Below are 12,668 nucleotides of genomic sequence, written 5' to 3'. Positions count from 1 at the left end.
GTGTGCCCTGAATAAAAGTTCATCATATTGCCTAACGGGGTCCCAATGGGTTGATGCTAATCAGGAGAAGCAGCGTTATTATCAGCGCAATTACGCCTTTTGTGCAGAGACTCGAAACCATGCTTGAAACTTCGCTGTTCGTCGCCGGTATTGTCGCCCTGGGCATGCTGTCGCCCGGCCCGGACTTTTTCCTGGTGATCAAGAATGCCGCTCGCTATCCGCGCCCCGCAGCCATGATGACCGCCCTCGGGGTGATCTGCGGCGTCGCGACCCACATGTCTTACTGCGTTGCCGGGTTGGCGGTGGTGATCACCACGACGCCGTGGCTGTTCAACGTGCTGAAATATGCCGGTGCGGTCTACCTGATCTGGGTGGGCATCCAGGCGCTGCTGTCGCGCGGGGGCAGCAAGATGAACGTCAGCCACCTGCCGCAGCAGCAGGTGAGCCTGAAAAGCGCTTTTGTACAAGGCTATCTGTGCAATCTGCTCAATCCCAAAGCCACGTTGTTCTTCCTGGCGGTCTTCACTCAGGTGTTGCAGATCGACTCCGGGTTGAGCGAAAAACTGTGGTATGCGGGGATTATCCTGGGCCTGTCCGCCGTCTGGTGGCCACTACTGGTGTTCTTGTTCCAAAGCGGGCCGGTACGTCGCGGATTGGAAAAAACGCAGAAGGTGGTCGATAAGCTGTTGGGCGGCATGCTGATTGCTCTGGGCATCAAGGTTGCGCTGAGCTGATTTACCCGTCATACCTGCCGCCGCAGCGTTGTTGGCTGCGTACATTTACCCCGGTCACTTGGTTCACCAAGCTCCTGGGGATTCACGTACTTGCCGCCTAGCTGCAGCACCAGGTATTTTGGGTAAAGATCAGCGTTAGCCCTTGGCTTCCACCACCTCGTCTTCCGGCGCCTTGCCGTCGATGCTGCCGCGCCAGCCGGTTTGCTGCACCCGCGCCAACCGATTCTGATCCTGCTCGATGGCCGCGCTGAGCATTTCCTTAGCCCGCTGCAGGCTGGCGATGCGGAACTCGGTATCCTGGTAATTCTCCAGCGTGTTTTCCAGCATCTTCAGGTTGTAACGCCGGAAAGTATCCGCTTTCTCACGCGCCTCGTAGGCGTCCAGCCCCAGTAGCTCCAGTGTCTCACGGCCAATGCGCAGCGAACTTTCGAAGGTTTCACGCTCCGGGCTTTCCACTCCTAACTGCCGAAGCTGATACCAGTGATCGACATCGCGCGCGCGCGCCACGATTTTCAGGTGCGGGAAGTGTCGCTTGGCCAGTTCGGTCAGTTGCAGGTTGGCTTCCACATCGTCGATGGCATTAATCAATACCTTGGCGTGCGCGGCACCCGCCGCCTCCAGCAGATCGGCGCGAGTCGCGTCGCCGTAAAACACTTTGGTACCGAATTTTCTCAGCGTTTCAATATGGTCTGGATCGTGATCCAACACCACGGTGTGGACACCGTTAGCCAACAGCAAACGGCCGGCGATCTGGCCAAAACGGCCGAAGCCGGCAATGATCACGCTGGCGTTTTCTTCATCAATCACATCCGCAGGGAGTTCGTCCTTCGGCGCATTTTTCTCCAGCCTCGCGGCCACCACCAGTAACAGCGGCGTCGCCGCCATCGACAGAGCCACCGCCAGCGTCAGCGATTTAGCCCAGTCCGGTGGCAACACGCCGGCCAGTTGTGCGGCGCCGAAGATCACGAAGGCAAACTCACTGCCCTGCCCCAGCAAAATGGCAAACATGCCGCGCTGGCGTTTTGGCACGCCCAGCCACGGCCCAATCAGCCACAGCAACGCCGCCTTGATCAACATAAAGCCCAATAACAGCGAGGCGATCAGCAACGGATGGTGGAACAGAGTCCCGAAGTCGATCGACATGCCGACACCGATAAAGAACAACCCCAGCAACAGGCCCTTGAACGGCTGGATGTCGCTTTCCAGTGCATGACGATATTCCGAACTCGCCAGCAGCACCCCGGCGAGAAAAGCGCCCATCGCCATCGATAGCCCGGCCATTTCCAGCAAGATGCCAAAACCGAACACCAGGAACAGCGCCACGGCGCTGAACACTTCACGCATGCCGGACCGGGCGACAAAGTGCAGCAGCGGCCGGGTTACGTAGCGCCCAAGCAGCACCACTATCGCCAGCGCGCCCACCACCTTCGCCGCAGACAGGGCGAACGCGCCCAACGTGGTGGTAGCGCCGCTGCTGGCCAGCAAAGGGATCATCGCCACCAGCGGGATCGCCGCGATATCCTGGAACAACAGCGCCGCGAACGAGCTGCGGCCAATCGGCGATGGCGTCAGGTTACGCTCGCTCATCGCCTGCATGGCGATGGCGGTAGAAGACAGCGCCAGCGTCAGGCCAATCAGCAGCGCCACCTTCCAGTCCAGCCCGAGGAAGTAACAGAAGGCGCTGAGCGCCAGCCCACACCCCACCATCTGGATACTGCCCCCGCCAAACACCGAGGCGCGCAGCGTCCACAGCCGTTTAGGATCCAGCTCCAGCCCGATGATAAACAGCATCAGCACCACGCCAATCTCGGCAAAGGTGAGGATCGACTCGGCGTCGGAGACCAACTTCAGCCCCCAGGGGCCGATAATGCAGCCGGCGATCAGGTAGCCGAGCACCGAGCCCAGTCCGAGACGCACTGCGATAGGTACGAACAGCGCGGCCGATCCGAGATAGATCAGCCCCTCAATCATCATCTTGTGATTATCCATGGCCGACTCCCTGATCCGCAGGCTCACTGTGTTCCATCAAATACTCAACCAAACGCTGGCGGTAAGCCTCGCCGGCGGCAATCAGCGCCGGCTCGTTACAGGTAAAAGTATTATGCACGGCAAAATACGGTTGCCAGTTCATGCCGCAATAGAGCGCGGTCGCCTGCAGCGGCTGCCCCAATACGGCGAAATTTGGGTAATCGCCCAGTTCAAAATGATGCTCGTCCCCGCCGCTGGTGACCGCCCACAGGCAATCTTTTCCCACCAGCGCATCGCCGTCATGGCCGTAAGCCCAGCCGTGCTCCAGCACTTTGTCGATCCACAGTTTCAGCAGCGGCGGCAGGCTGTACCACTGCATGGGATGCTGAAACACCACCATATCGGCACGCTCCAGCGCACGTTGCTCGGCGTTGATATCGATGTTGAAGTCAGGATACAGCTCATAGAGCGCGCGTACTTCCACGTCCGAAATGTCTTTTACCGCCTGCAGCAGACGGTGATTGGCATGCGAATGCCGGGGATACGGGTGAGCGTAAATAATCAGAATCATTGTTGTCGTCGTTCCTTTGTCCCTTGCCAATTTATCAAGCATATACCAATCACACAGCGTGACATTTTGCTGAATGATTGATAGCGGAAATTTCTAATTCAAGGCAACAAATTTGCTGAACAAGATAAAAAAATAAGGGCGCTGCATATGCAGCGCCCTCGGGCATTACGGCATCACTGAATTACTTGGTGATGCGAGCATGCAGCTCCTGCACTGAGGTAACTTGCTCGGTCGGATCCGCTTTCAGCGCCATCGCGGTGGCAAAGCCGCCGTTCAGGGTGGTGTCGTAATGCACCTTGTACTGCAACGCGCTGCGGCGAATCAGCTTGGAGTCCTCAATCGCCTGGCGACCGGCCGTGGTGTTCACGATGTAGGTGTACTCGCCATTCTTGATACGGTCCTGAATGTGCGGACGGCCTTCATGCACCTTGTTGACCAGACGCGGGTTAATGCCCGCCTCGCCCAGCACTACCGCAGTGCCGTGGGTCGCATCCAGCTCGAAGCCCTGTTTCAGCAGGCTTGCCGCCAGATCCACCACGCGGGCTTTATCGCCTTCACGCACCGACAGCAGCGCACGGCCTTGTTTCTTCATGCCTGACTGGCTGCCGAGCATCGCCTTGGAGAAGGCTTCCGCGAAGGTGCGACCAACGCCCATCACTTCCCCGGTAGAACGCATTTCCGGCCCCAGAATCGGGTCGACGCCAGGGAACTTGTTGAACGGCAGCACCACTTCTTTCACTGAGTAGTAAGGCGGGATAACTTCTTCCGTTACGCCCTGCTCGGCCAGCGTCTTGCCCGCCATGACCCGTGCAGCTACCTTGGCCAGCGGCACGCCGGTGGCTTTGGAAACGAACGGCACGGTACGTGCGGCACGCGGGTTGACTTCAATCAGGTAGACTTCGTTGTTCTTCACCGCGAACTGTACGTTCATCAGACCGCGCACCTGCAGCTCGAACGCCAGTTTCTCGACCTGCTGGCGCATCACATCCTGAATTTCTTTGCTCAGGGTGTAAGCAGGCAGTGAACAGGCGGAGTCACCGGAGTGCACGCCAGCCTGTTCGATATGTTCCATGATGCCGCCAATCAGCACGCGCTCACCGTCGCAAATGGCATCGACGTCCACTTCTACCGCGTCATCCAGGAAGCGGTCCAGCAGCACTGGCGCGTCGTTGGAGACGCTGACGGCGTTCTGGAAGTAACGGCGCAGGTCGATTTCGTCGTAGACGATCTCCATCGCACGGCCGCCCAGTACGTAGGAAGGACGTACCACCAGCGGGTAACCGATACCGGCCGCTTTCTCTACCGCCTGTTCGATGGTGGCAACGGTGGCATTGGCCGGCTGTTTCAGGCCCAGGCGGTGTACCGCCTGCTGGAAACGTTCACGGTCTTCGGCACGGTCAATCGCATCCGGGCTGGTACCGATAATCGGCACGCCGGCGGCTTCCAGCTCACGCGCCAGCTTCAGCGGAGTCTGGCCGCCGTACTGCACGATAACGCCTTTCGGCTTCTCGATGCGCACGATTTCCAGCACGTCTTCCAGCGTAACCGGCTCGAAATACAGGCGGTCGGACGTGTCGTAGTCGGTGGAAACGGTTTCCGGGTTACAGTTGACCATAATGGTTTCGTAACCGTCTTCGCGCAGCGCCAGCGAGGCGTGCACGCAGCAGTAGTCGAACTCGATGCCCTGGCCGATACGGTTCGGACCGCCGCCCAGCACCATCACTTTCGGACGGTCGTTGGTCGGGTTGGACTCGCACTCTTCTTCATAAGTGGAGTACATGTAGGCGGTGTCGGTGGCGAACTCCGCCGCACAGGTATCCACACGCTTGTAAACCGGGTGCAGGCCATAGCCGTGGCGCAGCTTGCGGATTTCGCTCTCGGCTACGCCGGCCAGCGTGGCCAGGCGTGCATCAGCGAAACCTTTACGCTTCAGGGTACGCAGGAACTCCTGGGCCAGGCCGTTGATGCCGGATTCCGCAACCTGCTCTTCCAGACGCACCAGCTCTTCAATCTGCACCAGGAACCAGCGGTCAACGTTGGTCAGGTTAAACACGCCGTCAACCGACATGCCGGCACGGAACGCGTCTGCGATGTACCAGATACGGTCGCAACCGGCATCCTTCAGTTCGCGACGGATTTTGGTCAGCGCTTCCGGATCGTCCAGGTTCACTTTCGGGTCAAAGCCGGTGGCGCCCACTTCCAGACCGCGCAGCGCTTTCTGCAGCGACTCTTGTTGAGTGCGGCCAATCGCCATCACTTCGCCGACGGATTTCATCTGGGTGGTCAGGCGGTCGTTAGCGCCGGCAAATTTCTCGAAGTTAAAGCGAGGAATTTTGGTCACCACGTAGTCGATGGACGGCTCAAAGGACGCCGGAGTGCGGCCGCCGGTGATGTCGTTCATCAGTTCGTCGAGGGTGTAACCCACCGCCAGCTTGGCGGCGATTTTGGCAATCGGGAAGCCGGTGGCTTTTGACGCCAGCGCCGAAGAGCGGGACACGCGCGGGTTCATTTCGATGACGATCAGGCGACCGTTTTTCGGGTTAACCGAGAACTGCACGTTGGAACCGCCGGTTTCCACGCCGATTTCACGCAGCACCGCCATCGAGGCGTTACGCATGATTTGGTATTCTTTGTCGGTCAGCGTTTGCGCCGGTGCCACGGTGATGGAGTCACCGGTATGGATGCCCATGGCGTCGAAGTTTTCGATAGAGCAGACGATGATGCAGTTATCGTTCTTATCGCGCACCACCTCCATCTCGTACTCTTTCCAGCCGATCAGCGATTCGTCGATCAACAGCTCTTTGGTTGGCGACAGATCCAGGCCGCGCTCGCAGATCTCTTCGAACTCTTCGCGGTTGTATGCGATGCCGCCACCGGTGCCGCCCATGGTAAAGGAAGGGCGGATGATGCACGGGAAGCCAACGTCGGCGGCAACCGCCAGCGCTTCTTCCATATTGTGCGCGATACCGGAACGCGCAGTATCCAGGCCGATTTTCTTCATCGCCACGTCGAAACGGCGGCGGTCTTCGGCTTTGTCGATAGCGTCGGCCGTGGCGCCAATCATGGTCACGCCGAACTCGGCCAGCACGCCCTGACGCTCCAGCTCCAGCGCGCAGTTCAGCGCGGTCTGGCCACCCATGGTCGGCAGCACGGCATCCGGACGCTCTTTTTCGATGATTTTACGCACCACTTCCCAGTGGATCGGCTCGATGTAGGTCGCATCGGCCATTTCCGGGTCGGTCATGATGGTGGCCGGGTTGGAGTTCACCAGAATGACCCGGTAACCCTCTTCGCGCAGCGCTTTACACGCCTGGGCACCCGAATAGTCGAACTCACACGCCTGGCCGATGACAATCGGGCCAGCGCCGAGGATCAGGATGCTTTTTATGTCTGTACGTTTTGGCATTTTTTTACTGCTCCTGATTATTTGGCGTTAGAACGGTAAGTCTCGATCAGTTCGATAAAGTGGTCGAACAGCGGCGCGGCGTCGTGCGGGCCTGGGCTGGCTTCCGGGTGGCCCTGGAAGCTGAACGCCGCTTTGTCGGTGCGGTGAATGCCCTGCACCGTGTGGTCAAACAGTGATTTGTGCGTTACGCGCAATTCGGCCGGCAGGTTATTTTCGTCAACAGCGAACCCGTGGTTCTGTGCCGTGATCATCACGCAGTCGTTATCCAGATCTTTCACCGGGTGGTTACCGCCGTGGTGGCCCAGCTTCATCTTCACGGTTTTCGCACCGCTGGCCAGCGCCAGCAACTGGTGGCCGAGGCAGATGCCGAACACCGGAATGTCGGTTTCCAGGAACTGTTTGATGGCGGTGATGGCGTAATCGCAAGGCTCCGGGTCGCCCGGGCCGTTGGACAGGAAAATGCCGTCCGGATTCATCTTCAATACTTCATCTGCCGGGGTCTGCGCCGGCACCACCGTCAGGCGGCAACCGCGATCCACCAACATGCGCAGGATGTTGCGCTTGGCGCCGTAGTCGTAAGCCACCACGTGGAACGGCAACTCGGAGGCCGGCTTGGCTTCCGGCAGGTCGCCTTCAAGCGTCCAGCTACCCTGCTGCCAGCTGTAAGCTTCTTTGGTGGTCACTTCTTTCGCCAGGTCCATGCCTTTCAAGCCCGGGAAACCCTGCGCCTTGGCCAGCGCCAGCGCGGCGTCCGGTGAATCGGCGGCGATGATGCAGCCGTTCTGTGCGCCTTTTTCGCGCAGCAGGCGGGTCAGTTTGCGGGTATCGATATCGGCAATCGCCACGATGTTATGACGCTTCAGGTATTCTGACAGGCCTTCTTCGCTGCGGTAGTTGCTGGCAATCAAAGGGAGATCACGAATGACAAGGCCTTGGGCGTGTACCGCGGAGGATTCTTCGTCGGAAGCATTGGTGCCGACATTGCCGATATGAGGATAAGTAAGAGTAACGATCTGGCGAGAGTAGGAAGGATCAGTGAGGATTTCTTGATAGCCGGTCATCGACGTATTGAAGACCACTTCCCCCACTGCCGTACCCTCTGCCCCGATGGCCCGACCGTGGAATTGGGTTCCGTCTTCCAGAACCAATAGCGCTGACTTAATCAAAACACCCTCCGAGGAATAATCAATCACAATATCTGCATATTAATTCAGATATCGCGATCTAAATCAATGCAAAAACCGCCCTCAAGGCCAATTTTTGGCAAATTGGGCGCATTTTAATGATGAGTGCTCCACTTGTCTACCCAAAGCGCCATTTTTTCTCTTATTTTTGCACTTCTCAACGTTTAATAGGGTCAGCAGCCATAAAAACACAGCTAAACTCGGGTGGGTAAACGGTTGCGAGGAAGAATGACAAAAAATCACCTTTCCAAAGGTCTGTTATCGGGTGAAAAGTATCTATCAGGGAAATTACTCGCCAAAAAACGCAAGAAAATAACAAGAAATAATAATCAAGCAATAAAAAACGGATAAAGCCTTCGTTTTTAATGTTAAAAAAAAGGACAATAAAATTATTGTCCGTTAATCATAGCATTATGATCAATACAACCACATCACGATGGTATTCAAATAGATTATAACTGGTCCAATCCGAGCACGTCCCGCATATCAAATAGACCTTTATCCTGGCTATGCAACCAAGATGCCGCCCGAACCGCACCGGCGGCAAAAGTCATGCGGCTGGAGGCTTTATGGGTGATTTCCACCCGCTCGCCGATGTCGGCAAACATCGCGGTATGCTCACCGACGATATCGCCGGCACGGATGGTGGCGAAACCTATGCTCTTGGGATCGCGTTCGCCGGTATAACCTTCGCGCGCATAGACGGCGCATTCTTTCAGGTCACGCCCCAGCGCGCCGGCAATCGCCTCGCCCATCGCCAACGCCGTGCCCGAAGGGGCATCCACTTTATGGCGGTGGTGCGCTTCAATAATTTCAATGTCGGTGTAGTCACCCATCACCTGAGCGGCTTTTTCCAACAGTTTCAGCACCAGGTTGACGCCCACGCTGAAGTTGGCGGCGAACACGATGCCAATCTGCTGCGCGGCGGCGCGGATGGCCTCTTTGCCCGCATCGTCAAAACCGGTGGTGCCGATCACCATCGCCTTGCGATGTTCGACGCAGAAAGCCAGGTACGCCAGCGTGCTTTCCGGGCGGGTGAAGTCGATCAGAATATCGAAGTCATCGACCACCTTTTCCAGGCTGTCGCTGACGGTCACGCCCAGCGAGCCCACGCCCGCCAGTTCGCCGGCATCGGTGCCGATCAGACTTGAACCCGGACGCGACACCGCAGCCCCCAGCACCACGCCCTGCACCTGATGTACCGCCTGGATCAATTGGCGCCCCATGCGGCCGCCGGAACCCGCAATCGCAATGCGGATTTGTGAATCAGTCATGCTTGCTCTCTTCTTGATTAGACGCCTACTCCATAGGCTATAGGTTTAGGGTAACTGCCCCATAGGATCACCGCCAGAAGATTCATTTCATAATTAGAAAATTATGATATCTCCCGCTTTTCATCAGTAATGTTGTCAATGGGTTAACAACCGGTCAAATAAAACCCGTTTTTCAATTGTACATAATCATGCAAATTTGATGAGAGAAACCTGCATAAAAAAGGCGCCGCAAAGGGCGCCCTGAGGAACTCGATTACGGCTTTCAGCCGGTTAAGGCTGCCACCTCTTCGGCAATCGCCGCCAAGGCATCATGGCGGGCATAGTCGGCCTGTACCAGCGCCGCGCGTTGCCGATAAACCGGCTGCGACAGGATTTGCTGCACAGCCTGCCGCAGTTGCGCCTCATCCGGCTCGCTGGTATGCAGGTTAATCCCGCAGCCCGCGGCCACCACCCGAGAAGCCGCCTCGAGCTTATCCTCGCCGGTCCCGGCGACAATCAAGGGCACAGCATGATCCAACGCATAATTGATCGAACCATAACCGCCGTTGGTGATCAACAGCGCCGCCTGCGGCAGCCAGTGCTCGAAAGAGATAAACTCCCGAACTCTGGCGTTGTCCGGCAGTTGCGCCAACACCCCATCAACCGGGCGGCCGCCGGTGGTCGCCAGCACCCGCACCGGTAACCCGGCCAGCGCTTTTAGCGTCGGAACAATCAACTGGTGCAGATCGACATTCGCCAACGTACCCTGCGTCACGATCACCAACGGGCGAGGATCCGTTTCATCCCACTCGCCTCCGCCTTGCGGTGCCGCCGCCGCACCGCGCAACGGGCCGACAAATCGCACGCCTGCCGGCAGATCGTCACGCGGATACTCCAGCGCCGGGGTAGCCAGTTGCAAAAAGCGATCGCAGCCGCCTATCAACGCATCCGTGAACGGCTGTTGCAGCGGCCCGCCGCCGGATTGCGCCATCGCGACGTTGAAGCTCTGCTGTACCTCATCGATCAAGGCACGCGTGGCTTCGTCCACCAATTGTTCACGTTGCAGTTCGCGCGGCAACAGCGCCGGGGGAATGCGCGGCCCGTAAAAGATGGAATCTTCGGACGAGAACGACAGCGGCGTCACGCCAATGCCGATCACCGGCAGGCGGTCGGTTAGCTGCAACAGCGGCAATACTCCGTAGAAGCAGTTTTCCACCATCAGCAGATCGGTCGCCTCGGCGGCTATCGCCGCCCTCAGTTGCCGATCCAGCAACGGGATCGGCGCGGCGAAGAAATCTTTCAGCGCCAGCGCCATCTGTACATTGCCCGGTGGTAGCGCGGCGCGTTCGGGAAAATGCTGCTCCAGGTAGCGATAATCGAAATCCACCTGCGCATCGAAAGGCACAAACTGCGCGCCCACCGCTTCGGCGCGTTCGCGGAACAGCGCACCGGTCATCAGCCGCACCCGGTAGCCCTGCGCAATCAGGTAGCGAGCAATCCCCAGCATCGGGTAAACGTGCCCTGGGGTGGCGACGGCCGCCATCAGTATCCTTGCCATAATGTCCTGTTAAGCCTCTGCGTTGGCCGGCTTCAGCGCCAGGTTGGCGCACACCGGGTTACTCTGAATATGCACGCGCTGCAGATGACGGGCGGAACGGGCGGTGAAACCTTCGCGTCCGTGCAACAGCGAGAAGTTATCCGCTACCACCACATCGCCCTGCTGCCACTGGTGGGCGTAATAGTGGCGCGGATCGTAGAGATGCTGTTGCAGAGTCTGATGGAAAGTCTCCTGCTCTTCTTGTGGCACGCCATGATATTCAAGCGCATGCTGGTTAAGGAACTTCTTGCCCTCCGTCGGCGGTTCGTTGTAACGCATGATCACCCCGCTGCCGCTCGGATGCGTCACCACCAGCGGCGAACATACCTCGCCGCCGTAGTGAACCACTTGCTTGATCCGATAAGAAATAGACACTTTCAGCCACTGCGCCAACAACGATTCATCGGCATTGGCCAGCAGCCGCGTAGTATCGACAAAGGTGGTGCGCCCGCCCTCATCCTGCGACGGTGCCGCCACGCAGTGGAATAGCTGAAACTCGGGAATGGTCGGTTTGTACATGCCATCCCAGTGCAGCGGGACATAGCTGCTGTCGAAAATGTGATCTTTGGCGTCCGGATGCTCCTTCACGTCCAGCACGGCGCCGAACGGCCACATCATGATCTCTCCCCAACCGCCGGCATAGCGGGTCAACACCTGAGGATCGGTAAAGCCGGAATCGAAACCACGCAGTACCAGCAGATGGTGCCTTTGCGCCAGCGCCCGCAGCGCCGCTACCGGCAGCTCGCTGATTGGCTGTCCGGGATATTTCGGGGTCAGCACTGCGCCAAACGGGGTATTAAGCTCAATGCGGCAATTCAGTTGTTGATTGTCCATCGGTAACTCTCCTTGAAGCGAATTTGCTGCTCACACGGCAACCGTGCCGTTAAAACACGCCCGCCAACGCAGCGGGCGCAACGTGGCGTGTTACGCCACCTGAGGCTGTTCGATCAGGTAATGGCTTGGCGTGCCGCGAATCGCCACCAGTTCACCCGCCAGCTGCTGCGCGTCTTTGCGCTTCATCAGCACGAACTGGCCGTTGACGTTTGCCGCCACGCCGTGCCACGGCGTCAGCCAGTCGTCTTTGGTCGGCATCATATGGATGCCCATTTTCAGGCTGTCAGCGGGTTGCGGGTGGATAGACAGGCGTATCGCCGCCGGGAAATGTTGGGCCAGCAGGTTGCCCCATGCCCAACTGCGCTGTATTACGCCGCAGGCGCGCTGTTTGGCGTCTTTCTGCAACGCCGCATTGGAGCCGCTGTAACCCGGCAACTGGCTGTCTTCATACAGAAAACGGGTAATGGCGCGATACAGCTGCAATCCCTGCTCGTCCTGCATCAGTTGCTGCTTGATTGCCTCCTCCGGTTCGGCGTAGCCGTCGACCAGCAGTTGACGCAGCAGGTCGTAGTCGTCGGTATGTTCCGCCAGCCCTTCGACGTCACCCAGGTTGAACACGCTCAGGTGCGTCGCCCCCACCTCGTGCAACAGGTTTTCAATTTCGCGCTGATAATGGTTGATGGCATCGTCGCTGACGCGGATCAAATCACCGAACACATGACCATCAGAGCAGATCACGATATGCGCTCCCGGCGGGTAATAAAGCTGGATGCGCTGACACAGAGAATTTAGGAATATCAACGATAGCCGTTCCGCCATGTCGGGCACCGCGCCGATCACTTTATTGGTATTGGGTGATTTTGTCGGGAAGGCCGGCAGCACAAATTCGATGCGCTGATTGTTTGCAATGAATGCCCGGATACGCGGCAATTGCACCTGAGAAACGACCCGTTCCTCCTCAGTATTTGAGGTTTCAAGGCCGGGAAAGCGACGCCGATATTGTAATAACTCATGGAGAATTTTTAATGACACGGTTTCAATATAGGCAATATCCACAATTAACTCCTGTTCAGATGTGGCATAAGAATTTTATTCGCAAACGCAATAAGACTTATCAAAAA

The 12,668-nt window shown here is 57.8% G+C and carries 9 protein-coding genes; 1 reads left to right on the top strand and 8 read right to left on the bottom strand.

The window, feature by feature from the left end; all coding sequences use genetic code 11:
* Positions 1–119 precede the first annotated feature (119 nt).
* Positions 120–734, top strand: a complete 615-nt coding sequence (locus tag ACUTQW_RS14070) for a LysE family translocator (protein WP_006323560.1) — start codon at positions 120–122, stop codon at positions 732–734.
* A gap of 135 nt (positions 735–869) precedes the next feature.
* Here the strand turns inward: ACUTQW_RS14070 and kefC are convergent, their stop codons facing one another.
* The 8 genes from kefC to pvcA all read right to left on the bottom strand — a co-directional run bounded on the left by kefC (position 870) and on the right by pvcA (position 12,603).
* On the bottom strand, positions 870–2,723 hold the full coding sequence (gene kefC, locus ACUTQW_RS14065; RefSeq protein WP_006323559.1) for a glutathione-regulated potassium-efflux system protein KefC: 1,854 nt from the start codon (positions 2,721–2,723) through the stop codon (positions 870–872).
* Entirely contained in the window at positions 2,716–3,273 is a 558-nt protein-coding gene (gene kefF, locus ACUTQW_RS14060) for a glutathione-regulated potassium-efflux system oxidoreductase KefF (protein WP_445654879.1), read from the bottom strand. The genes kefC and kefF overlap by 8 nt, the downstream gene beginning before the upstream one ends.
* Before the next feature lie 181 nt (positions 3,274–3,454).
* On the bottom strand, positions 3,455–6,679 hold the full coding sequence (gene carB, locus ACUTQW_RS14055) for a carbamoyl-phosphate synthase large subunit (protein ID WP_445654878.1): 3,225 nt from the start codon (positions 6,677–6,679) through the stop codon (positions 3,455–3,457).
* A 17-nt stretch (positions 6,680–6,696) separates the two neighbouring features.
* Positions 6,697–7,845 (bottom strand): glutamine-hydrolyzing carbamoyl-phosphate synthase small subunit, encoded by a 1,149-nt coding sequence (carA, locus tag ACUTQW_RS14050; RefSeq protein WP_004950050.1) that lies wholly within the window; start codon positions 7,843–7,845, stop codon positions 6,697–6,699.
* A gap of 470 nt (positions 7,846–8,315) precedes the next feature.
* Positions 8,316–9,137 (bottom strand): 4-hydroxy-tetrahydrodipicolinate reductase, encoded by an 822-nt coding sequence (gene dapB, locus ACUTQW_RS14045; protein WP_006323555.1) that lies wholly within the window; start codon positions 9,135–9,137, stop codon positions 8,316–8,318.
* 262 nt (positions 9,138–9,399) lie between these two features.
* On the bottom strand, positions 9,400–10,659 hold the full coding sequence (locus tag ACUTQW_RS14040) for a glycosyltransferase (protein WP_006323554.1): 1,260 nt from the start codon (positions 10,657–10,659) through the stop codon (positions 9,400–9,402).
* Between the two features lie 24 nt (positions 10,660–10,683).
* A complete protein-coding gene (locus tag ACUTQW_RS14035) occupies positions 10,684–11,547 on the bottom strand; it encodes a TauD/TfdA dioxygenase family protein (protein WP_004950044.1) in 864 nt (287 codons plus the stop codon).
* Between the two features lie 90 nt (positions 11,548–11,637).
* Positions 11,638–12,603 carry an L-tyrosine isonitrile synthase gene (gene pvcA / locus ACUTQW_RS14030; RefSeq protein WP_004950042.1) on the bottom strand — a complete coding sequence of 322 codons (966 nt, stop codon included), beginning with the start codon at positions 12,601–12,603 and terminating at the stop codon, positions 11,638–11,640.
* Positions 12,604–12,668 lie beyond the last annotated feature (65 nt).

The sequence above is a fragment of the Serratia sp. TSA_7 genome (assembly GCF_052692135.1).
This window is presented reverse-complemented; position numbering and strand designations above follow the sequence as displayed.